This is a genomic window from Bacillus sp. BPN334 (assembly GCF_008368885.1).
GTDB lineage: Bacteria > Bacillota > Bacilli > Bacillales > Bacillaceae_G > Bacillus_A > Bacillus_A wiedmannii.
The window spans coordinates 43,008-66,745 of record NZ_QOZW01000010.1 but is presented as its reverse complement, the minus strand read 5'-3'; the positions used below and the strand labels follow the sequence as shown (position 1 = coordinate 66,745).

The window sequence follows — 23,738 nt, the reverse complement described above, 5'->3', positions numbered from 1 at the left end:
ATGACAATCAAACGCAAGAAAGTTTCAGTCATCGGTGCAGGATTTACAGGAGCAACAACAGCATTCTTATTAGCACAAAAAGAACTTGCAGATGTTGTATTAGTGGACATTCCACAACTGGAAAATCCAACAAAAGGGAAAGCGTTAGATATGTTAGAAGCGAGCCCAGTACAAGGTTTTGATGCTAACATTATTGGAACATCTAATTACGAAGATACTGCTGATTCTGACGTTGTCGTTATTACAGCAGGTATTGCGCGTAAGCCTGGTATGAGCCGTGATGACTTAGTAGCAACAAACTCTAAAATTATGAAAAGTATTACGCGCGACATTGCAAAACATTCACCAAATGCGATTATTGTTGTATTAACAAATCCAGTTGATGCAATGACATATTCTGTATTTAAAGAAGCAGGATTCCCGAAAGAGCGTGTTATCGGTCAATCGGGCGTATTAGATACAGCTCGTTTCCGTACATTTATTGCACAAGAATTAAATCTTTCTGTGAAAGATATTACAGGATTTGTTCTTGGTGGACACGGTGACGATATGGTACCTCTTGTACGTTATTCTTATGCAGGTGGCATTCCGTTAGAAACGTTAATTCCGAAAGAGCGTTTAGAAGCAATCGTAGAACGTACCCGTAAAGGTGGCGGCGAGATTGTAGGCTTATTAGGAAACGGTAGTGCATATTACGCACCAGCTGCTTCTTTAGTTGAAATGACAGAAGCAATCTTAAAAGATCAACGCCGTGTATTACCAGCTATTGCGTACCTTGAAGGTGAATATGGTTATAGCGACCTTTACTTAGGGGTACCAGTAATTCTAGGTGGTAACGGAATTGAAAAAATTATTGAGTTAGAACTTCTTGCAGATGAAAAAGAAGCGTTAGATCGCTCTGTAGAATCTGTACGTAATGTAATGAAGGTTCTTGTTTAATAATTAAATATAAGCGGAAAAAGATTCGGGGCCCCGAATCTTTTTCTACTATTTATTCAAATGTTTTTTTGAAATAATATGAAAACGCTATCATTTGGTGTATCCTATAATGAAACTATAGATTTATACTATACATTGCCCTCATCATAGTAAAATTCGGATAAGGTATCGATTTTAGTAGGATAATAAGGTGAAAAAATCGGAGGGGGTTGTAACATGTTAAAGAAAAAAGTTCAAATTGGTCGTAGAATGGATGAAATTACAGTAGGAGAGAAATTATCTATCACTGAAAAAATTGAGGATAAAGATTTGTTATTGTACTTAGGGTTAACGAATGATGCCAATCCATTATATATTCAGCATGATTACGCATCCCAAACTCCGTATGAAAAGCCGATTGTACCAAGCATTATGCTAACTGGAATGATTACAACGGCAGTTACGAAATATTTACCAGGTCCAGGTAGTCATATTACTAGGAAGGACCTTACGTTCGTGAAGCATGTTCACCATTATGAAACGTTACAAATCCACTTTGAAGTTGTGGCTGTTTCTGAGGAGGAACATACAATTGATATGCTTGTATCTGCTCATGATGAAAAAGGAGAAACGGTTGTAAAAGGTTCCTTAACAGTAACACCGCCTTTTAAATCAGTTTCTATTATGGAAAAAGCATTAGATAATTTTTAAAACATGAAAATATGAATAGCGCTAGCATACCTTACTATAAGGGACTAGCGCTATTTTTAGTTGAAAAACCCTTCTTTAAACCCTTCGGCAAATTCTGAACAACCTGTTTTAATCGTATCCCAGCTTGGTACGTTAAAAGTAAGGAAACATGTTACTACTAAAGTTAAAATAGGTAGTAATACTCGCATAATAGCCCCCTGAATTGTGTTTATTTATATATTTAAATTAATAATATATTTATTGGTAATTGAAGTCAATGAAAGGGGTGATTTTTAAGATGAAGTGGAAAAGAGAAGATGTTATCTTTGAAACGATAAGAGAAGCTGAAGTGTGGGCAGACGGGGTCGCGAATGAAATGTATGGAAGAGTATTTGATGGATATGAAACGCTAGACTATAAAATAGCGTATGCTCTTGCGTTTTTGTTAGCGCAAAATCGAGAATTTAATATTTATACGAATGTGGAGTTTAATAACGATATAGAAGTGTATAAAGTATGGATAACAACAAGTTAATTAAGCCGAGTGGAGTTGTTTTTAGGAATAATGATAGTACAAACGAGCTCCATGAATAGACAATTATATTGAGAGGGACCTTATTTTCTAGTATGATGAGAATAACGGGGAAAATGCTAGGATGAAGAAGGTTTCAAGTCTATAACTTGGAGGAAAAGAATGAACAATCGTATTTTAGTAGTTGATGATGAGGAGTTTATCTTAACTTTAATTGAATTTAATCTACAACAAGCTGGGTTTGAAGTGATAACAGCGATGGATGGAGAAATGGCGCTTCAAAAAGCGACAACAGAACGCCCAGATTTAATTATATTAGATTTAATGCTTCCAAAAATGGATGGTATGGAAGTGTGTAAAGAATTACGATTGCAGCGCGTTATGACGCCGATTTTAATGTTAACAGCAAAAGATGATGAATTTGATAAGGTGCTAGGTCTTGAACTTGGGGCAGATGATTATATGACGAAGCCATTTAGCCCAAGGGAAGTTGTTGCGCGTGTGAAGGCAATTTTGCGCCGCACGAAATTACAACAAGAAGAACAAGTGAAAGAAGCGTCAGATGAAGAGAGCATCACAATTGCTGAACTTAAAATTTTGCCGGAATTTTATGAGGCTTATTTCCAAGGAAGAAAGCTTGAATTAACACCAAAAGAATTTGAACTACTTGTTTATCTTGCGAAAAATAAAAGTCGCGTGTTGACACGTGATCAATTATTAAGTGCTGTATGGAACTATGATTTTGCTGGTGATACACGAATTGTTGACGTTCATATTAGCCATTTGCGCGATAAAATTGAACAAAATACGAAAAAACCGACGTACATTAAAACGATACGTGGTTTAGGATATAAATTAGAGGAGCCAAAAGGGGATGAATAAATTTCGTTCCAGGCTTCTTTTTACATTTGTTTCTCTTATTGTTTTTATTTTAGTTGGACTAGGTTTATTACTGGAAACCGTGTTTGAAAACTACTATATAGATCATGCCAAAGAGAGAATGGTAAAAGAGACAGAGTATGTTGCGGTATTAGCAGAAGAACAGGGTTTTGATGATGTTTTAAAAAATCCATATGTATTTGAAAAGTTAGAAGAAAAAATACAGGCTTCTATTGCATTTGTAGATGAAAAAAAGAAAGTTCAATATAGCGGAGGAGAACAGTCTGCTTTTAGCCAAGGGATAATTAAAGAACTTACTTCTGAAACAACGAAACAAAGAAATAAAGTCATTACGAAAGAAACAGAGCAGAATAATGAATTTTACCATGCGGTGTTCGTTCAAGATGTAGCAGGAAAACAAGGGTACATTTTGGTAAAAAGTACAATTGAGCCTTTGAAATCTGTTCATCAAAAAACGTGGGGATTATTAATTATCGGATTTGTTATCGCTTGTCTCGTAGTCGTATTTTTAGGTATGAAAATTACAGGGCAATATATTAGGCCGATTGAATCCGTTACGAAAGTTGCTATCGAATTAGCGAAGGGAAATTATAAAGCACGCGCTTATGAGAGTCATTCGGATGAAACGGGAATGCTGAGTAAAGCGATTAATATTTTAGCCCGTAATTTACAAGAGATGACACTTGAGCAAGAAATGCAACAAGATCGTCTGCATACGTTAATTGAAAATATGGGAAGCGGAATGATTTTAATTGATAGTCGCGGTTATATAAACCTTGTAAACCGTTCGTATAAGGAGACTTTCCACGTAACAGATGAAGAATATTTAGATCGTTTATATTATGAGTCGTTTCATCATACAGAAATTATAGAGCTCGTGGAAGAAATCTTTATGACAGAAGTGAAAGTGCGTAAACAAATGTTATTGCCGCTTGGAATTGAGCGAAAGCATTTCGAAGTATATGGAGCACCGATTATCGGGACGAACCATGAATGGAAAGGGATTGTCCTTGTATTCCATGACATTACTGAGCTAAAGAAATTAGAACAAATGAGAAAAGACTTTTTAGCGAATGTTTCTCATGAACTAAAGACACCGATTACTTCTATTAAAGGTTTTTCAGAAACGCTCTTGGACGGTGCTATGGATAATAAAAAATTCTGCGAACATTTCTTGCACATTATTTTAAAAGAAAGTGAACGCATGCAAGGGTTAATTGAAGATTTATTAGATTTATCAAAGATTGAGCAACAAGGATTTAAATTGAGTATGGGGACCGTTGATATGAAGGGACTTCTTGAAGACATTCATATGGTGCTTGATAACAAAGCAGGAGAAAAGGAAATTTCTTTACAAGTAAATGCGCTAAAAGGAGTCTCGGTCATTGGAGATCCAAGTCGTTTGAAGCAAATCTTTATTAATTTAATGAATAACGCAATCGTATATACGCCGGCTGGAGGCGTTGTTTCTGTAGAATTAGCAGAAGATAAATATAATGCTTATATAAAAGTATCGGATACCGGAATTGGTATTAGTAAAGATGAAATTCCGCGTATTTTTGAACGCTTTTACCGAGTGGATAAAGCGAGAAGTAGAAATACTGGTGGTACAGGCCTTGGATTATCGATTGTAAAGCATTTAGTTGAGGCACATCACGGTACGATTACAGTGGATAGTGAAGTTGGGGAAGGGACAACATTTACAGTTGTTTTACCAAAATCAGCAACTGAAAAATAGGATGAAGGATATTTACAATATATTAACAATGGCTTAATTAAATATTAATAAAGGTCTGTTAATATAATACATGAAAACCCCTTCATCCAAGGAGTAATTTTGGACGAGAATAGTTATGCTGTTCTCGTCACTTCCCTTTTATGTTAGTAAACGTTTGTATATATAATAGAAAATAGCCGTTATTTTTCTTCTCTCTATTAGTCATGTTAATATAGAGAGAGGAAAGGAACGGTTTTTTTCTGTGAAAAAAATCATTTCAAATTTGTATGGGGAGGTTTCTGGTTTGGAAAAAAAGGTCGTATTAGTAGATGGTAATAATATCGCGTATCGTGCTTTCTTTGCACTACCGCTTTTAAATAACGACAAAGGTATACATACGAACGCAATTTACGGTTTTACAATGATGTTAATGAGAATATTAGAGGAAGAAAAACCAACGCATATGTTAGTAGCGTTTGATGCGGGTAAAACGACATTCCGTCATAAAACGTATAGTGAGTATAAAGGAGGACGTCAAAAGACTCCACCTGAATTATCAGAGCAATTCCCGTTTATTCGTGAGATGCTTGATGCATTCAACGTACCGCGTTATGAATTAGAAAATTATGAAGCGGATGACATTATGGGAACGTTAGCGAAAGAAGCGAGTGAACAAGGGTTTCATGTAAAAGTTATTTCAGGAGATAAAGACTTACTGCAACTTGTTTCAGATAATACACTCGTATGTATTCCTCGCAAAGGGATTACAGAAGTGGATGAATATACGAAAGAAGCTTTATTTGAGAAATACAGCTTATCACCAAAGCAAATTATCGATATGAAAGGTTTAATGGGAGACCAGTCAGATAATATTCCAGGTGTACCAGGAGTTGGCGAAAAAACTGCGATTAAATTGTTAACACAGTTTGAAACGGTCGAGGCAGTGTATGAAAATATAGATCAAGTAAGCGGGAAGAAATTAAAAGAAAAGCTAGAAGCAAATAAAGATCAAGCTCTTATGAGTAAAGATCTTGCAACTATTATTACAGATGCACCGATTACAGTGCATGTGGATGATATGGAGTATAAAGGGTATGAAGCAAGTGATGTCATTCCAATGTTCGAGAATTTAGGATTTACATCCCTTTTAAATAAATTAGGTGTTACGCCAGAAGAAACGACTCCAGCTGAATTAGATGATATTACATTTGATATTGTGGAAGAAGTTACAGAAGAAATGCTTCAGCAAGATAGTGCGCTTATCGTTGAAGTACAAGAAGATAACTATCATAGAGCGGACATTCAAGGTTTTGGTATTCAAAATGAAAATGGCTGTTACTTTATTCAAACAGACATTGCTCTTAAGTCAGACGCTTTTAAAGAGTGGCTTGCAGATGGAGAAATGAGAAAGTATACCTTTGATGCGAAGCGCGCAATCGTTGCACTTAAATGGAACGGGATAGATATGCAAGGGATTGACTTTGATCTATTAATCGCTGCTTATTTACTTGACCCGGCTGATACGGATAAAGATTTCCGTACTGTAGCAAAAATGAAAGAAACACATGCTGTGAAATCTGATGAAGAAGTTTACGGAAAAGGTGCGAAGCGTGCTGTTCCAGAGCTAGAAGTAGTAGCGGAGCATGTAGCACGTAAAGTGCACGTATTATATGATGTAAAGCAAACATTCGTAGAAGAGTTACAAAAGAATGAGCAATATGAACTGTTTACAGAGTTAGAATTACCACTTGCGCGTGTATTAGCTGATATGGAAGTAAAAGGTGTAAAAGTTGATACGGAGCGTCTTCGTAATATGGGAGAAGAACTTGCAGGTAGATTAAAGGAAATGGAACAGGAAATTTATAAGCTTGCGGGAACAGAATTTAATATTAATTCACCGAAGCAGCTTGGTGTTATTCTGTTTGAGAACTTAAACTTACCAGTTATTAAAAAGACGAAAACAGGCTATTCTACATCAGCTGATGTACTAGAAAAGCTTATGGATCGCCATGAAATCATTCCAAACATTTTACATTATCGTCAATTAGGGAAACTAAATTCAACTTATATTGAAGGTTTATTAAAAGTTGTACATGAAGATTCATCTAAAATCCATACTCGTTTCAATCAAGTATTAACGCAAACAGGTCGATTAAGTTCAACGGATCCGAACTTGCAAAATATCCCGATTCGATTAGAAGAAGGAAGAAAGATTCGTCAGGCATTTGTTCCATCAGAAGAAGGATGGATTATGTACGCGGCAGATTATTCACAAATTGAACTTCGCGTATTAGCTCATATTGCAAATGATAAAGGGCTAGTTGAAGCGTTCCAACATGATATGGATATTCATACGAAAACAGCGATGGATGTATTTGGCGTTGAAAAAGATGAAGTAACTTCGAATATGAGACGACAAGCGAAAGCTGTTAATTTCGGAATTGTGTATGGTATTAGTGATTATGGTCTTTCACAAAACTTAGGAATTACAAGAAAAGCAGCAGCGGAATTTATTGAAAAGTATTTAGAAAGTTTCCCTGGTGTACAAGAATACATGAGTGACATCGTAAAAGATGCGAAACAAAAAGGATATGTGGCTACATTATTAAATCGCCGCCGTTATATTCCGGAAATTACGAGTCGTAATTTCAATTTACGTAGCTTTGCTGAGCGTACGGCTATGAATACACCAATTCAAGGGACTGCAGCAGATATTATTAAAAAAGCGATGATTATTATGGCAGACCGTCTAGAAGAAGAAGGATTACAGGCGCGTCTACTTCTGCAAGTACACGATGAATTGATATTTGAAGCGCCAAAAGAAGAAATTGAAAAATTAGAGAAGCTTGTACCAGAAGTAATGGAGCATGCAATTGAACTCGCAGTTCCGCTGAAAGTTGATTATTCTTACGGTCCAACTTGGTACGACGCAAAATAAGGAAGTGATGAAATGCCTGAATTACCAGAGGTTGAAAACGTCAGACGGACACTTGAAAATCTTGTGACAGGAAAAACAATTGAAGATGTTATTGTTACCTATCCAAAAATAGTAAAACGTCCGGATGATGCAGAAATCTTTAAAGAAATGCTAAGAGGCGAAAAGATTGAAAATATAAAGCGAAGAGGAAAGTTTTTGCTTTTATATGTAACGAATTATGTTATTGTTTCACATTTGCGTATGGAAGGTAAGTTTTTACTGCATCAAGAGGACGAGCCAATTGATAAGCATACACACGTCCGTTTCTTATTTACAGACGGAACTGAACTACATTATAAAGATGTGAGGAAGTTTGGTACGATGCATCTCTTTAAGAAAGGTGAAGAATTGAATCAAATGCCTCTTGCTGATTTAGGTCCGGAGCCGTTTGATGGTGAATTGACACCGCAGTATTTACAAGAAAGATTGCAAAAGACCAATCGTAAAATAAAAGTCGTATTATTAGACCAGCGTCTTTTAGTAGGGCTTGGAAATATATATGTAGATGAAGTTTTATTCCGTTCTCAAATTCATCCGGAACGAGAAGCTTCGTCTTTAACAGCAGAAGAAATTGAACGAATTTACGAGGCGACTGTTACAACGTTAGGTGAAGCAGTGAAGCGAGGCGGAAGTACAATTCGAACGTATATGAATTCGCAAGGGCAAATTGGCTCATTCCAAGAACTTCTAAATGTATACGGAAAAAAAGGAGAACCATGTGTGACTTGCGGTACGATATTAGAAAAAACAGTTGTTGGCGGAAGAGGAACGCATTACTGCCCGATTTGTCAGCCGAGAATATAGAAAAGAGATAACATCGGATAGGCATTTGTCATATACATACAGCAGGGCTATGTATAAGGGAGGAGCTTACCGATGTACCTTTATTTATCTCTTATTTTATTAGCTTTTACATTAAGCTTAGATAGCTGTAGTGTAGGGCTAACATATGGTTTAAGAAGCGTAAGAATTCCACTAAGATCAATTATAATTATCGGAATGTGTTCAGCGGCTGTTATGCTTGTTTCAATGGGAATTGGACATATGATCGCGAAAATATTTTCACCTGTTATCGCAACGCGTATCGGTGGGCTTGTTCTTATTGGAATAGGAATTTGGGTATTATACCAATTTTTTCGAAGTGAGAAAAAAGAAGAACCAAAGCAAGAGGAGAAGGTTTGGAAATTAGAAATTGCTTCGCTCGGGCTAGTGATTCAAATTTTACGGAAACCGACTGTTGCAGATTTTGATAAATCAGGCACCATTTCTGCAGGAGAAGCGTTACTTCTTGGTATCGCTCTTTCTATAGATTCGTTCGGTGCTGGAATTGGTGCATCTTTATTAGGGTATGCGCCCGCTATGATGGCAATATTGGTTGCGGTTATGAGTTCTTTGTTTTTATTTATTGGAATGAAACTTGGAACGGTTTTATCGAATATGAAATGGTTACAAAAATTTACATTCCTGCCTGGGGTATTACTCATTATTATTGGAATTTGGAAAATGTAAGTATGGGCGTGGAACATTAGTTTCGCGCCTTTTATATTGTGAGGAGGATTATGATGACAGTAGTAATTGGATTAACGGGAGGCATTGCAAGTGGAAAAAGTACAGTGTCTCAAATGTTTCGTGAACTGAGTATACCAGTTATTGATGCGGATATTATTGCAAGAGAAGTTGTAGAGCGAGGAAAACCAGCATATAACAAAATAGTAGAAGTGTTTGGAACGGAAGTATTACAAGAAGATGGAGAATTGGATCGGGCGAAATTAGGAAGTGTCGTTTTCTATAATGAAGAAAAACGATTGCAGTTAAATAAAATTGTTCATCCTGCAGTGCGTGAGGAAATGAATACACAAAAGGAAAAGTACATAAAGGAAGGTATGCAAGCGGTTGTGTTAGATATACCTCTCTTATTTGAAAGTAAATTAACAAGTCTCGTGGACCGCGTTTTAGTTGTAGCGGTTAAGCCACATACACAATTAAAACGTTTAATGAAACGAAATAATTTTTCAGAAGAAGAAGCAACAGCTCGTATTCAATCTCAAATGCCGTTAGAAGAAAAAGTGAAAAATGCAGATGAAGTGATAAATAATGATGGCACAATTATGGGAACGAAAACACAATTACAGGTGATTTTAAAGAATTGGAACATTATTGACTAAAAAATTGTGAAATTAATGAAAATGCTTAGTGACATATCCCCTTTTTGTGTTATACTATTATTGGGATTGGAGATAAATAGTATAACGCATTCAAGGGGGATAACATATTATGACTCGTGTGGCAATTAATGGATTTGGACGTATTGGGAGAATGGTATTTCGTCAGGCAATAAAAGAAAGCGCATTCGAAATTGTAGCAATCAATGCAAGCTATCCATCTGAAACGTTAGCACATTTAATTAAATATGATACAGTTCACGGCAAGTTTGACGGAACAGTAGAAGCATTTGAAGATCACTTATTAGTTGATGGAAAAATGATTCGCCTTTTAAACAACCGCGATCCAAAGGAATTGCCTTGGACAGATTTAGGTGTTGAAGTTGTAATTGAAGCAACTGGTAAATTTAATTCAAAAGAAAAAGCAATTCTTCATGTTGAAGCTGGAGCGAAAAAAGTTATTTTAACAGCGCCTGGTAAGAATGAAGATGTAACAATTGTAGTTGGTGTGAACGAAGACCAACTAGATATTACAAAACATACTGTTATTTCAAATGCATCTTGCACAACAAACTGTTTAGCGCCTGTTGTTAAGGTGTTAGATGAGCAGTTTGGAATTGAAAACGGTTTAATGACAACTGTTCATGCTTATACAAATGACCAAAAAAATATTGATAACCCACATAAAGATTTAAGAAGAGCACGTGCTTGCGGACAATCGATCATTCCGACAACGACAGGTGCTGCGAAAGCGCTTGCAAAAGTTCTTCCGCACTTAAACGGAAAACTTCATGGTATGGCACTTCGTGTACCAACGCCAAACGTGTCTCTTGTTGACTTAGTAGTAGATGTAAAGCGTGATGTGACAGTTGAAGCTATTAATGAAGCATTCAAAACTGTTGCAAACGGTGCGTTAAAAGGCATTGTAGAATTCAGCGAAGAGCCTTTAGTATCTATTGACTTTAATACAAATACACACTCAGCTATTATTGATGGTTTATCTACAATGGTAATGGGTGATCGTAAAGTGAAAGTACTTGCTTGGTATGATAACGAGTGGGGCTACTCTCGTCGTGTTGTAGATCTTGTAACGTTAGTTGTTGACGAATTAGCGAAACAAAAAAATGTGCAACATATTTAAGTAAATAAGGGAGAGGGCAAGTGAATATTTGCCCTCTTTTTTTATTTTTTTCTGAAAAGGAAAAAAATTATATAAGTATATTTTCGAAAGTGGACATACCACGAAACGTTGTAATTACTGTATTTGTGAATCGTTTATTTTTTTTAGGGAAAAGTAAAGAGGAAAATATGACAGAAAATCGAAAAAACTGTTGTTGCAAAATGAAAATAAACAAAGTATACTAACACTCGTAAACTTAAGAGCTGAGGTACGTAGTCACTACTTAAAGGGTTAGGACCTCTCTGGACTAACTTTCCCCCGTGGTAGTGGAGCAAGCCAAATTGCAAATTAGTTTTCAATTCGAACAGTTAGAATAAATTTACAAGGGGGAACTGTAGAATGGATACTATGGATACGATGGGTCGTCACGTAATCGCTGAACTTTGGGATTGCGATTTCGACAAGCTTAATGACATGCCGTATATTGAACAATTATTTGTGGATGCAGCACTGAGAGCTGGTGCTGAAGTGCGTGAGGTTGCTTTCCATAAATTTGCACCACAAGGTGTAAGTGGAGTAGTAATTATCTCGGAATCACATTTAACAATTCATAGCTTTCCGGAGCACGGTTACGCAAGTATTGATGTTTATACTTGTGGGGATCGTATTGATCCAAATGTTGCTGCAGAATATATTGCAGAAGGTTTAAACGCGAAAACGCGTGAGAGCATCGAGCTTCCTCGAGGCACTGGTAGCTTCGAAATTAAGCAGAGAGAAACAAAAGCTCTTTAAAAAAGAACATAATTGATTTAAAATGTAAAGAGGTGTATAATGCACCTCTTTTTTAGTTTATAAAAAAGGAAAAATATAACGTACTCGTTAGTGAGATAAATTGAGCTCTTACGAATAAGTTAGCACCCCATCTACCATCTTATTTTTGAAAACGAGATGATAAAATAATGTGCTTAAACTTAAAGTGGTAAGAGAGTTAGAATGAGTTATATAATATTGTATATATATTGTCAGATGAAGTAAGTAGAGAAAAAATAAAGAGTATAGTGTAAAGGAGTGAATATATTGCGTTGTCCATCCTGTTCGCATAATGGTACAAGAGTGTTAGATTCGCGTCCGGTAGACGAGGGGCGCTCTATTCGAAGAAGGAGAGAGTGTGAAAGTTGTTTAAGTCGCTTTACGACATTTGAAAGAGTAGAAGAGTCACCTCTTATCGTTGTAAAAAAAGAAGGCACACGAGAAGAGTTTAATAAAGAAAAGATTTTGCGCGGCTTAATTAAAGCGTGCGAAAAAAGACCAGTATCTTTAAGACAATTAGAAGAAGTAACTCAAAGTGTGGAACGTGAACTTCGTAATTTAGGTATATCAGAAGTGAAAAGTGATATGATTGGTGAAATTGTTATGGAAGAACTGCGTGATATTGATGATGTTGCTTACGTGCGTTTTGCTTCTGTATATCGCCAATTTAAAGATTTAAATGTATTTATTGAAGAATTAAAAGATATACTGCAAAAAGAAAGAGAGTAGAAGTTGTATTTTATTCTCTTTACATACCGTAAGTAATGAGATAAGAGAGCTAGAAGCGAAAGCTAATAGCTCTTTTTCGCTAAGAAATTATATAATGAAGATAGAACGAATGAAGTAGAGGATAGATTGGATGAGAGAAAGGAAAAGCAAGAATGGAAAAACAGTCATGGATGGAGCTATTGCCAATTGATCGTTATAAAGTAAGTGCGAAAGGGTTACTGCATAATTACGACCGAAAAGTGTTAACGATGTTGTATCAGCCGTTAATAGGTAGTAGAGCTTTTAGCTTGTACATGACACTATGGGGAGAGTTAGAGCAAGATCGTGTGTTTGGAAAAGAGAATACACACCATTCCCTTATGGTGACCATGCAAATGCAGCTTCCCGAAATATATGAGGAACGAGTAAAGTTAGAAGCAATTGGGCTTTTGAAGGTATATATTAAGAAAGAAAAAGATATTCGAATGTTTATATACGAATTGCAACCACCTTTATCTCCGAAGCAGTTTTTTGATGATATTGTGTTAAGCATCTTTTTATACAATCGATTGAGTCGGACAAAATATAATCAAGTAAAGCAATATTTCTTAGAAGAAGAATTTGATTTTGCTTCTTATGAAAATGTTACGCGTTCTTTCAATGATGTGTTTGGTTCGTTTAATCCAGGACAGCTTGAGCATGCGCAAGAAGATCTTCGTATTCCAAAAACGACAGCTATGCCAAGTAACGAGAAGGGAGACTCTCCAAAAGTTTGGAATGATTTCTTTGATTTCTCCTTATTTGTAGATGGCTTGTCCGCTCTTGTCCCTAAAAAGGCGATTACAGATCAAGTGCGAGAATGTGTCATTACACTTGCTTACGTGTACGATGTAGATGTGTTATCGATGCAAAATATCGTTCTTGGTACGGTGACAGAGATGCAGACAATTGATATCGAAAGGCTTAGAAAAGGAGCACGTGATTGGTATCAGTTCGAAAACGGTCAAGCGTTACCTGTATTAAGTGAAAGAGTACAACCTCACGCTGCACGTATGATGGAAGGAAAAGAGCCTTCTACGCAAGAAGAGATGTTAATCAAACAGCTAGAGGAAATCTCACCAAAACAACTATTAAAAGAAATCTCTGGTGGTGCAGAGGCGACAAAGGCTGACTTGCAGATCGTTGAAGATGTAATGATCAATCAAAAATTAACGCCAGGTGTTGTGAATGTACTTATTTATTACGTTATGCTACGCTCAGATATGAAGCTTGCGAAAACGTATGTGGAGAAAATTGCTGGGCATTGGGCACGTAAAAAGGTCGGTACAGTAGCTGAAGCAATGGCGTTAGCGAAAGAAGAGAATCGTCAATATCAAGAATGGGCTGAGACGAAGAAAAAAGGCCGTACGTCGAAGAAAACGATAAGAAAAGAAATGGTACCAGATTGGCTGAAAGAAGAGCCGAAAGAACAAGAGAAAGAAACAGTGAAGAAAGATGTAAGTAAGAAAAAAGATGCAAGTACGTTAGATGATGAACGAAAACGACTAGAAGAAGTGTTAAAAAAATATAAGCGTGATTAATAGAAGAGAATGAACGCTCTTTGAGGTGAGAAAATGGAGCATATTCAAAATTCATTTGCAAAGTTAATGGAAAATAAAAATTTTAAAAATAGATATGAAGTATTAAAGGCGGAAGTAATGGCACATCCGCGTGTGAAAGAATTTATAGACGAACATCAAGGTGAAGTAACAACTTCTATGATTGAGCGCAGCCTTGTGAAGTTATACGAATATATTGGACAAAGTGTAGGTTGCGCAGATTGTCCGGATCTAGGTTCGTGTAAAAACATGCTGCAAGGATATGAGCCAAAGCTCGTTATCCAAGGGAAGATGATTGATATTCAATACGATCGTTGCGTTAGAAAAGTAGCATATGACGAGAGAAAGAAATATGAAAAACTCGTTCAAAGTGTATATATGCCAACTGACATTTTACAGGCAACGATGGAAAACTTAGATCCTTCAGATTTAGATGCGCGTATTGATGCAATTGGTGCAGCCAATGAATTTTTAAGTACATATGAACCTGGTAAAAAAGTACAAGGTTTATATTTGTACGGTAAATTTGGTGTAGGGAAAACGTATTTGTTAGGAGCAATGGCGAATGAGCTTGCTCAAAAGAAAATAAGTTCGATGCTCGTATACTTCCCTGAATTTTTACGTGAAATTAAAAGTTCGATTCAAGATAATTCGATTGGGGAAAAGATTGATGCGGTGAAACGCGTACAAGTTTTAATGCTAGATGATATCGGAGCAGAAGCGATGTCAAGCTTTGTGCGTGACGATGTGCTTGGTGCAATTTTGCAATTCCGTATGTTAGAAAACTTACCGACGTTCTTTACGTCTAACTTTGATTTCAAGGAATTGGAACATCATTTAACGTATACACAGCGTGGTGAAGCAGAACAAATGAAAGCAGCACGTATTATGGAACGAATTAAATATTTAGCGAAGCCAATTCCGATTGGCGGAAAAAACCGACGTCATAAGTAAAGAGTAAGCTGAAAAGCTTGCTCTTTTTTGTTTTGAACACTTTTCAGACTAGGTGAATTGCAAAACGAAAAACTTCTTATAGAAAATTCATTGTAGCTTGTATCATTTTTTTCTCCCTCCCTTAATATATATAAAATTAGCAAGCCGTATTGAGTGGATTTTCTAACGATAGGAAATGTAATTCTACTAAGAGTGAACTTCCACGGGACGGACTCTTATAGGATTTGTAACGTATAGATACAATCCTTTAGAGCAGGGATAAAAGGGGGGACAAAAGTGATTGAAATTTGCTTCGAAGAAAAAAATGATGCTATGCATGTATATAGACAACTATTGAAAAGAGCGGAACTGTTATATAAGGAAACGAGTGTGTATTTACAGGAACAAAAAGTGGTGATTCACATACCAGTATGTGAATCGAATTATATTGAAAAGATTTTATTGCCAGTAATGGTATATTTCATTGTGAATGTAAAGCAAAATGAGTGGATTTATACAATCTTAAAAGAGAAGTTTTTTTATGAAGAAGAGGAAGAGTGTCATCAAATATTGCATATGGCACAAGAGATTTTAAAGGGAAGAAGAAAAGAGATTGCTCGAGAATTAACACGTCACACATTTGAATCATATATTAAATCTTCTTTAAATAACTGGCTTTGTGATCCGCTTTCGTTCTCGTTTTCATCATATGTTCGTTTTCGCCTTCGTACATATAGGGAAATGGTAGCTAAGCTTGCTGAAGTGTCGATTGATGAGTATAAGTTGGAACAAGAATATCAAATGTTTATTGAGACGCTAAGGCAACAAGTACGTAGCCGAAAATCACGTTTGTCCTGTGTGCATCTTATTTTTGATGAAAGCTTTATTTTCTATGACGATAAAGGTAGACGTTTAAAACAGGAGAAATTGGTCCAATATATAGATGAGGAATTATTAAAGCAAAAGGATGTATATATTGATACGAAAGTAATTGCACCACTTCTTTCTATTTCGCCGAAAAAAATTTATTTATATACGAAAGAACAAGACCATAATATGATTATTACTTTGCGAAATGTATTTCAAGAACGGGTCCAATTACATGGATTACATGAGTTTGAGCGCAATGTGAAAAATTTAAAAAATAAAGGTAACGCCCTTGATTTTCTAAGTTTTTGAGCATATAATTACCTACATAAATGAAATATATTGAAATGTCATGATGAGGACATGAGTAGTTTTCTACGATTTTCAGAGAGGGAAGCCTTAGGGTGTGAGCTTCCTAGTACGGGATTATTACTTACCACCTCTAAACTTTAGCAGTGAACGTTTTTTTCTAGTAATTGCTAACGGACAACACCGTTATGTTGAACTTGAGCAATTAACAATAATGTTAATTGGAACAAGGGTGGAACCACGAATTCAACACTCGTCCCTTTTTACGGGATGAGTGTTTTTTATTTTGAAAAAAAGAGGAGTGACCAGTGATGGCAGATGTAGTTAAAATTACTTTCCCTGATGGAGCTGTGAAGGAGTTTCCAAAAGGCGTAACAACTGAAGAAATCGCAGCTTCTATTAGCCCAGGCTTAAAGAAAAAAGCTGTGGCTGGAAAATTAAACGATGAGATGATCGATCTTGTTACACCAATCGAAGAAGATGGTGCAGTTTCTATTATTACATTAGATTCTGAAGATGGCTTATATATTTTACGCCATTCAACAGCCCACCTATTAGCACAAGCGTTAAAACGTTTATATAAAGATGCTAAGCTTGAGCTTGGTATTGGTCCAGTAATTGAAAATGGCTTCTACTACGATATTGATATGGAAGAAGCAATTACAGTTGAAGACTTCAAGAAAATCGAAAAAGAAATGCAAAAAATCGTGAACGAAAACTTAGAAATCGTTCGTCATGAAGTACCACGTGCAGAAGCACTTCGTCGCTTTGAAGAAATCGGCGATGAGTTAAAATTAGATTTAATTAACGATCTTCCAGAAGATGCAGTTATTTCAATCTATGAACAAGGCGAATTCTTCGACCTTTGCCGTGGTGTTCACCTTCCATCTACAGGGAAAATTAAAGTATTTAAATTATTAAGCGTTGCGGGTGCTTACTGGCGCGGCGATAGCAATAATAAAATGCTACAACGTATTTACGGTACTGCATTCGTTAAGAAAGCAGAATTAGATGAGCACTTACGTATGCTTGAAGAAGCGAAAGAGCGCGATCACCGTAAATTAGGTAAAGAATTAAAACTATTTACTAATAGCCAAAAAGTAGGACAAGGTTTACCACTTTGGTTACCAAAAGGTGCAACTATCCGCCGCATTATCGAGCGTTACATCGTTGATAAAGAAGCAAGCTTAGGCTATGATCACGTATACACTCCAGTACTAGGAAGCAGAGAGCTTTATGAAACTTCTGGTCACTGGAATCACTACCGTGATGGTATGTTCCCATCAATGGAAATGGATAATGAAGAGTTAGTACTTCGTCCGATGAACTGCCCTCACCACATGATGGTTTATAAAAATGATATTCACAGCTACCGTGAATTACCAATCCGTATTGCGGAACTTGGAACAATGCACCGCTATGAAATGTCTGGAGCATTATCTGGATTACAACGTGTACGTGGAATGACTTTAAATGATGCGCACATTTTCGTTCGCCCAGATCAAATTAAAGAAGAGTTAAAACGTGTTGTAAACTTAACTCTAGAAGTGTACAAAGATTTCGGTTTAGAGAACTATTCATTCCGTCTATCTTATCGTGACCCAGCTGATACTAAAAAGTACTATGCTGATGATGAGATGTGGGAAAAAGCACAAGGTATGTTAAAAGAAGCTATGGATGAAATGGGTCTTGATTACTATGAAGCTGAAGGTGAAGCGGCATTCTACGGTCCAAAACTTGACGTTCAAGTTCGTACTGCTCTTGGAAAAGACGAAACACTTTCAACTGTACAATTAGACTTCTTACTTCCAGAACGCTTTGAATTATCTTACGTTGGTGAAGACGGTAAACAACATCGTCCAGTTGTAATTCACCGTGGTGTTGTATCAACTATGGAACGTTTCGTAGCCTTCTTAATTGAAGAATACAAAGGTGCATTCCCAACTTGGTTAGCTCCAGTTCAAGCGCAAGTAATTCCAGTTTCTCCGCAAGTACATTTAGACTATGCGAAGAAAGTACAAGATGAATTACGTCGTGCTGGTATCCGTGTTGAATTAGATACTCGTGAAGAGAAAATTGGTTACAAAATCCGTGAAGCACAAATGCAAAAAATCCCGTACATGCTTGTAGTAGGTGACAATGAAGTAACTGAAAACGGCGTAAACGTACGTAAATATGGTGAACAAAAATCAGAAACAATTGCATTAGATGCTTTTGTTGATATGATTAAAGTAGAAGGAAAACGATAAGACAGAGCCGCGGTATACCGCGGCTTTCGTATGTATTATAAAAAAGAAAAACTAGAAAAAATAACCAAACTATACTTATCATAAAAAAGTATTGCAAGTATGTTAGTTGTTTGTTACAATATTTCTTGTTGTTAGTAAAAAACATTGCGTCTTCTTGACAGACGTCATGTCCTATGATAAACTCATCAAGGATAATAGAATATTGTTTTGTGGAACAAGTAGAAGCACCCGCTTCTCACCTGATGGACGCATTCGCAGTTTACAGGTAAATGTATTTCTTACTTAAGAATTTACAAGTGTGGGTGTCGTATGCCCGCACTTTTTTTGTCGGGTTCTATGACTACAAAAGATGTTCTGAAAAAACCTTGGAGGTGGCTTACTATTAGCAAGGATATGATGATTAACGAGCAAATTCGTGCACGTGAAGTACGTTTAGTTGGTGCAAATGGCGATCAACTTGGAATCAAGTCTCGTAATGACGCTTTAGACTTAGCTGCAAATCTTAATCTTGATTTAGTATTAGTTGCTCCAAATGCGAAACCGCCAGTATGCCGCATTATGGACTACGGTAAATTCCGCTTTGAGCAACAGAAGAAAGAAAAAGAACAGCGCAAAAATCAAAAAGTAATTAGCATGAAAGAAGTTCGTTTAAGTCCAACAATTGATGAACATGACTTTAACACAAAACTTCGTAATGCTATCAAGTTTTTAGAGAAAGGCGACAAGGTTAAAGCGTCAATTCGCTTTAAAGGACGTGCCATTACTCATAAAGAAATCGGTCAACGTGTTTTAGATCGCTTCTCAGAAGCTTGTGCTGAAGTTAGTACAATTGAATCTAAGCCTAAAATGGAAGGACGTAGTATGTTCTTAGTTTTAGCACCGAAAAACGATAAGTAATAGATAGAGGAGGAAATACCTATGCCTAAACAAAAAACTCATCGCGGCTCTGCAAAGCGTTTCAAAAAGACTGGATCAGGTAAACTGAAACGTTCTCACGCTTACACAAGCCATTTATTCGCTAACAAATCTACAAAAGCTAAACGTAAACTACGTAAAGCTGGTGTAGTAAGCGCTGGTGACTTCAAACGCATTCGTCAAATGCTTGACAACTTAAAATAAGTTCGGCTGATATATAGAACAATTAGGAGGTAATATTATGCCAAGAGTAAAAGGTGGTACAGTTACTCGTCAACGTCGTAAAAAAGTTATAAAATTAGCAAAAGGTTACTACGGTTCTAAGAGTACATTATTCAAGGTTGCTAACCAACAGGTTATGAAATCTCTAATGTATGCATTCCGTGACCGTCGTCAAAAGAAACGTGACTTCCGTAAATTATGGATTACACGTATCAACGCAGCAGCTCGTATGAATGGTCTTTCTTACAGCCGCTTAATGCACGGTCTTAAAAATGCTGGCATCGAAGTTAACCGCAAGATGCTTGCTGACTTAGCTGTTCATGACGAAAAAGCTTTCGCTGAATTAGCAACAGTTGCAAAAAACAACATTAACTAATTAATTAGTTGAAACCTTAGAAGATTTTTCTTCTAAGGTTTTTTTATTTGTATGCAAAGAGAAGTATGTCGTTATCGATATGACAAAATCAATATAAAAGCTATAGCGATATAGAAGAATATATATATGAAGCCAGGAGAATTCTCCTGGCTTTTTTCAATTATCCCCCTTTGGAAAGAAGAGTATCTTTCCTACCTGAAACGACACTGCTATAATGGAAAGATGATATGGAACTTTCATCAGATAAAATAAATTTTTTATCAGTAGACAATCCCCGGATAATGATTAACTATCACCAATCGGAGTGAACAATCTAATAGTGATGATTGAAACGTATTTGTAAATTAAGGACAAGCTATTTTGTAAAGAGGTAAATGGCTGACTTATTAATAAGAAACGAAAAATAATAATGAACTTTGAGATGAAACAACATTGTTGCGTAAAATGCGATGTTGGAGGAGGACAATAGAATGGACTTACTACAACTATTTAAATTACAAAAAGAATTAGATGACCGTATTGTGAAAGAGCATGATTTACAACCGAAAAAGTTGTTAAAAGAAAAAATGTTAGCTCTTCTTGTAGAAATTGGAGAACTTGCAAATGAAACACGTTGTTTTAAATATTGGAGCAACAAACCAGCATCAGAACGTGAAGTAATATTAGAAGAATACGTAGATGGATTGCATTTTATCTTATCAATCGGAATTGATTTAGGTATTGATAAAAACTTCCTATTCTATAAATGTGCACAAACGAATAAAACACAAGTAGAAATTTTCTTAGACACATATGCGAAAGTAATTCGTTTTACAGATCAACCATCTATTACGAACTATATTGAATTATTTACAAGCTATCTTCGACTTGGACAAGCGCTAGAGTTTGAGCAAGAAGAGATTGAAAAGGCATATTTAGATAAAAATGAAGTAAATCATCAGCGTCAAACACAAGGATACTGATTTAATTTTTGAATATTTCAATTTCCTTTTGTATAATGAAGTGACTGAAGAAAAAGGAGGGTGTTGGCAATGACAAAATTAGACGCGACATTGACAATGCTAAAAGAATTAACAGATGCTCGTGGTATTGCGGGTAACGAGCGTGAACCACGCGAAGTAATGAAGAAATATATTGAGCCGTTTGCGGACGAACTTTCTACTGATAATTTAGGAAGCTTAGTTGCGAAAAAAGTAGGGGAAGAAAACGGCCCGAAAATTATGGTTGCAGGTCATTTAGATGAAGTCGGCTTTATGATTACGCAAATTGATGACAAAGGTTTCCTTCGTTTCCAAACAGTTGGTGGCTGGTGGTCACAAGTTATGCTTGCGCAGCGCGTGACAATTGTAACACGTAAAGGAGATGTAACAGGTGTAATTGGTTCAAAACCACCGCACATCTTATCTCCAGAAGCGCGTAAAAAACCAGTTGAAATTAAAGACATGTTCATCGATATTGGTGCTTCTAGCCAAGAGGAGGCAATGGAGTGGGGCGTACGACCAGGAGATCAAGTTGTACCTTACTTTGAATTCCAAGTGATGAAAAATGAAAAAATGTTACTTGCAAAAGCATGGGATAACCGAATTGGTTGTGCAATTGCAATTGACGTATTAAAACAATTAAAAGATGAAAAGCATCCAAACGTTGTATACGGCGTAGGGACTGTACAAGAAGAAGTTGGTCTTCGTGGTGCGAAAACATCTGCGAACTATATTAAACCAGATATCGCATTCGCAGTAGATGTTGGTATCGCTGGTGACACACCAGGTGTAACGGCAAAAGAAGCGCAAAGTAAAATGGGTGATGGACCACAGATCATTTTATATGATGCTTCTGTTATTGGACATACAGGTTTACGTGACTTTGTAGTTGATGTTGCTGACGAATTACAAATCCCGTATCAATATGATTCAGTAGCGGGCGGTGGAACGGATGCAGGTGCAATTCATATTGCTGTAAATGGTATTCCGTCTATGGCAATTACGATTGCAACGCGCTACATTCATTCTCATGCGGCAATGTTACACCGTGATGACTATGAAAATGCAGTGAAGTTAATTGTAGAAGTTATTAAACGTCTTGATAAAGAGGCTGTACATAACATTACATTTAATTAATAGAAAAAGCGAAGGAGGTTCTCCTTCGCTTTTTTATGTTTTAAAAAGGTCGTTCTAATCCTGCAGCAGTATGAGCTCCTAAAATAATTAAACGAGTTAATTGCATGGCCATAAAATGCGGGGTATAAATCATCCCTCTTTTTAACCATGACATAATCATCCCGATATGAGCTCCTGTCACATAACTAATTAAAATATCACGAGGAACCATAAGATCTTTATCATCTGGCTGTGAAATAGACAAGCTTAATGTTAAATGTGTTTGTATTGTTTTCATCATTTTATAAGAGTAGTTTCCAGCGGCTTTATCACCAAGCATAACGTTATAGAAGTTCACATTTTCTGCGATATGTTCGAACAAAGCCAAAAATGTCGGATGTGGTGAATCAAATGTAAGTTGAAACTCTTCTTTATTTCTATTTTTCGGCTTAATAACTTCTGTTAATTTCTCTAACATTTCTTCGATGCTTTTGTCTAATAGGTCATATTTATCATGGTAATGGCTATAAAACGTAGCACGATTTACGGGAGCACGTTCTGCAATATGTTGAACAGTTACATCATCAAATCCTTTTTCGCCTACTAAAGCGACAAAAGCATCCTGTATGAGTTGTCTCGTCCGCTTTACACGTGGATCATTTGTATTTTTAATAGACATTTTTACTTCCCCTCGTTTAATTTTTTATACTTAAACAACATATAGGTATTATATTGTTGTTTAAGCGACATTTCATACGTAAATTGTCGGTTGTAGATTCAAAATAATTATTTATAATTATAAACGATAGTCCTTCAGAAATCAGCACCGCTCGCAGGTAGATAAATTTCGATTTACACCGCAGATGGTGTGATTTTTTTGTTTAAAAGTTAATATAATTAACAATTAAACAGTCTAAACAATAAGGACGTAAATAGTTTAGAAAAAAATTATATGCGATATAAGGAGAGGAATGCAATGAATCAGTTTCGAAGAATGGTGATTATTAACATTATCACATTAATTGTACTAGTTGGCGGCGGTATTGGCGGTTATTACTATTACAATCAAGCGGAAAATTATTTAAAAACAGAAAATGCAAAAATTGATGGAAAAGTAATTCCAATTGCATCACCAGTAGCAGGTAAATTAACTGACTGGAAAGCTGAAGTAGGAAAGAACTACAACGAGAATGACAAATTAGGTGCTGTTACTGTAGCGGCAGCAAATGGAGAACAAACAGTAGACGTAACAATTCCGCAAAATGCAACAGTTGTACAATCAAACGCGACGACAAATGCTTTCGTTGGAGCAGGTAGCCCAATTGCTTACGCATTTGATATGAACAATTTATGGGTAACAGCAAACATTGAAGAAACAGATGTTGACGATGTACAAAAAGGTCAAGATGTAGATGTGTATGTAGATGCATACCCAGATACAACGTTATCAGGAAAAGTAGAGCAAGTTGGATTAACAACAGCGAATACATTCTCTATGTTACCATCAAGCAACGCAACAGCGAACTATACGAAAGTAACACAAGTAGTACCAGTTAAAATTTCTTTAGATCATAGTAAATCAGTAAATATTGTTCCTGGAATGAATGTGTCAGTTCGTATTCATAAGTAAGGGGGAGAT

The 23,738-nt window shown here is 36.2% G+C and carries 24 protein-coding genes and 2 other annotated features; of the genes, 22 read left to right on the top strand and 2 right to left on the bottom strand.

Translation table 11 applies throughout. The features are described 5' to 3' along the window. Together mdh and DN393_RS15400 are read left to right on the top strand one after the other, a co-directional pair. The gene (gene mdh / locus DN393_RS15405) at positions 1–939 is read left to right on the top strand and encodes a malate dehydrogenase (protein ID WP_064474609.1); all 939 of its coding nucleotides are present in this window, start codon (positions 1–3) and stop codon (positions 937–939) included. 216 nt (positions 940–1,155) lie between these two features. After that, positions 1,156–1,629 (top strand): MaoC family dehydratase, encoded by a 474-nt coding sequence (locus DN393_RS15400; protein ID WP_000914190.1) that lies wholly within the window; start codon positions 1,156–1,158, stop codon positions 1,627–1,629. A 56-nt stretch (positions 1,630–1,685) separates the two neighbouring features. Here DN393_RS15400 and DN393_RS31995 read toward each other — a convergent pair whose 3' ends face one another. Then, a complete protein-coding gene (locus DN393_RS31995) occupies positions 1,686–1,817 on the bottom strand; it encodes a hypothetical protein (RefSeq protein WP_001265022.1) in 132 nt (43 codons plus the stop codon). An 89-nt stretch (positions 1,818–1,906) separates the two neighbouring features. Here DN393_RS31995 and DN393_RS15395 point away from each other — a divergent pair, with 89 nt between their 5' ends. The 19 genes from DN393_RS15395 to DN393_RS15300 all read left to right on the top strand — a co-directional run bounded on the left by DN393_RS15395 (position 1,907) and on the right by DN393_RS15300 (position 22,120). Then, positions 1,907–2,143 (top strand): hypothetical protein, encoded by a 237-nt coding sequence (locus DN393_RS15395; protein WP_064474610.1) that lies wholly within the window; start codon positions 1,907–1,909, stop codon positions 2,141–2,143. 159 nt (positions 2,144–2,302) lie between these two features. Beyond that, positions 2,303–3,022, top strand: coding sequence for a two-component system response regulator PhoP (gene phoP, locus DN393_RS15390; protein WP_001065222.1), 720 nt, complete (start codon positions 2,303–2,305; stop codon positions 3,020–3,022). After that, positions 3,015–4,778 carry a sensory box histidine kinase PhoR gene (gene phoR, locus DN393_RS15385; protein ID WP_001032126.1) on the top strand — a complete coding sequence of 588 codons (1,764 nt, stop codon included), beginning with the start codon at positions 3,015–3,017 and terminating at the stop codon, positions 4,776–4,778. The genes phoP and phoR overlap by 8 nt, the downstream gene beginning before the upstream one ends. A gap of 283 nt (positions 4,779–5,061) precedes the next feature. After that, positions 5,062–7,695: a DNA polymerase I gene (polA, locus tag DN393_RS15380; RefSeq protein WP_142289400.1), complete on the top strand. Its 2,634-nt coding sequence runs from the start codon at positions 5,062–5,064 to the stop codon at positions 7,693–7,695. A 12-nt stretch (positions 7,696–7,707) separates the two neighbouring features. Continuing rightward, positions 7,708–8,538: a DNA-formamidopyrimidine glycosylase gene (mutM, locus tag DN393_RS15375; protein ID WP_149173671.1), complete on the top strand. Its 831-nt coding sequence runs from the start codon at positions 7,708–7,710 to the stop codon at positions 8,536–8,538. 72 nt (positions 8,539–8,610) lie between these two features. Continuing rightward, positions 8,611–9,243 (top strand): sporulation membrane protein YtaF, encoded by a 633-nt coding sequence (gene ytaF, locus DN393_RS15370; RefSeq protein WP_000281739.1) that lies wholly within the window; start codon positions 8,611–8,613, stop codon positions 9,241–9,243. Positions 9,244–9,296: 53 nt separating this feature from the next. Beyond that, on the top strand, positions 9,297–9,899 hold the full coding sequence (gene coaE, locus DN393_RS15365) for a dephospho-CoA kinase (protein ID WP_064474613.1): 603 nt from the start codon (positions 9,297–9,299) through the stop codon (positions 9,897–9,899). 109 nt (positions 9,900–10,008) lie between these two features. Beyond that, positions 10,009–11,037, top strand: coding sequence for a glyceraldehyde-3-phosphate dehydrogenase (locus tag DN393_RS15360; protein WP_000198978.1), 1,029 nt, complete (start codon positions 10,009–10,011; stop codon positions 11,035–11,037). Between the two features lie 387 nt (positions 11,038–11,424). Continuing rightward, complete coding sequence (gene speD, locus DN393_RS15350; protein ID WP_002003660.1) at positions 11,425–11,808, top strand: adenosylmethionine decarboxylase; 384 nt, start codon at positions 11,425–11,427, stop codon at positions 11,806–11,808. A gap of 285 nt (positions 11,809–12,093) precedes the next feature. Continuing rightward, positions 12,094–12,555, top strand: coding sequence for a transcriptional regulator NrdR (gene nrdR, locus DN393_RS15345; protein ID WP_001203687.1), 462 nt, complete (start codon positions 12,094–12,096; stop codon positions 12,553–12,555). Between the two features lie 152 nt (positions 12,556–12,707). Beyond that, positions 12,708–14,114 (top strand): replication initiation and membrane attachment family protein, encoded by a 1,407-nt coding sequence (locus DN393_RS15340; RefSeq protein WP_064474615.1) that lies wholly within the window; start codon positions 12,708–12,710, stop codon positions 14,112–14,114. 33 nt (positions 14,115–14,147) lie between these two features. Next, a complete protein-coding gene (gene dnaI / locus DN393_RS15335) occupies positions 14,148–15,086 on the top strand; it encodes a primosomal protein DnaI (protein WP_000400114.1) in 939 nt (312 codons plus the stop codon). A 276-nt stretch (positions 15,087–15,362) separates the two neighbouring features. Then, positions 15,363–16,244 (top strand): putative sporulation protein YtxC, encoded by an 882-nt coding sequence (ytxC, locus tag DN393_RS15330; RefSeq protein ID WP_048562147.1) that lies wholly within the window; start codon positions 15,363–15,365, stop codon positions 16,242–16,244. A 31-nt stretch (positions 16,245–16,275) separates the two neighbouring features. Further along, positions 16,276–16,505, top strand: a binding site (T-box leader). 47 nt (positions 16,506–16,552) lie between these two features. Continuing rightward, positions 16,553–18,490 (top strand): threonine--tRNA ligase, encoded by a 1,938-nt coding sequence (thrS, locus tag DN393_RS15325; RefSeq protein WP_000786074.1) that lies wholly within the window; start codon positions 16,553–16,555, stop codon positions 18,488–18,490. Positions 18,491–18,700: 210 nt separating this feature from the next. Beyond that, positions 18,701–18,821, top strand: a sequence feature (ribosomal protein L20 leader region). A gap of 62 nt (positions 18,822–18,883) precedes the next feature. Next, positions 18,884–19,387 (top strand): translation initiation factor IF-3, encoded by a 504-nt coding sequence (gene infC, locus DN393_RS15320; RefSeq protein WP_000973214.1) that lies wholly within the window; start codon positions 18,884–18,886, stop codon positions 19,385–19,387. Positions 19,388–19,408: 21 nt separating this feature from the next. Next, positions 19,409–19,609 (top strand): 50S ribosomal protein L35, encoded by a 201-nt coding sequence (gene rpmI / locus DN393_RS15315; protein WP_001125946.1) that lies wholly within the window; start codon positions 19,409–19,411, stop codon positions 19,607–19,609. Positions 19,610–19,646: 37 nt separating this feature from the next. Continuing rightward, positions 19,647–20,003: a 50S ribosomal protein L20 gene (gene rplT, locus DN393_RS15310; protein WP_001138364.1), complete on the top strand. Its 357-nt coding sequence runs from the start codon at positions 19,647–19,649 to the stop codon at positions 20,001–20,003. A gap of 470 nt (positions 20,004–20,473) precedes the next feature. Then, a complete protein-coding gene (locus DN393_RS15305; RefSeq protein ID WP_000365057.1) occupies positions 20,474–20,965 on the top strand; it encodes a dUTP diphosphatase in 492 nt (163 codons plus the stop codon). 69 nt (positions 20,966–21,034) lie between these two features. Further along, on the top strand, positions 21,035–22,120 hold the full coding sequence (locus DN393_RS15300) for a M42 family metallopeptidase (protein WP_064474618.1): 1,086 nt from the start codon (positions 21,035–21,037) through the stop codon (positions 22,118–22,120). A 40-nt stretch (positions 22,121–22,160) separates the two neighbouring features. Here DN393_RS15300 and DN393_RS15295 read toward each other — a convergent pair whose 3' ends face one another. Continuing rightward, positions 22,161–22,778 carry a TetR/AcrR family transcriptional regulator gene (locus DN393_RS15295; RefSeq protein ID WP_000023655.1) on the bottom strand — a complete coding sequence of 206 codons (618 nt, stop codon included), beginning with the start codon at positions 22,776–22,778 and terminating at the stop codon, positions 22,161–22,163. 297 nt (positions 22,779–23,075) lie between these two features. Here DN393_RS15295 and DN393_RS15290 point away from each other — a divergent pair, with 297 nt between their 5' ends. After that, the gene (locus DN393_RS15290) at positions 23,076–23,729 is read left to right on the top strand and encodes an HlyD family secretion protein (protein ID WP_001071413.1); all 654 of its coding nucleotides are present in this window, start codon (positions 23,076–23,078) and stop codon (positions 23,727–23,729) included. The last annotated feature ends 9 nt before the right edge of the window (positions 23,730–23,738 follow it).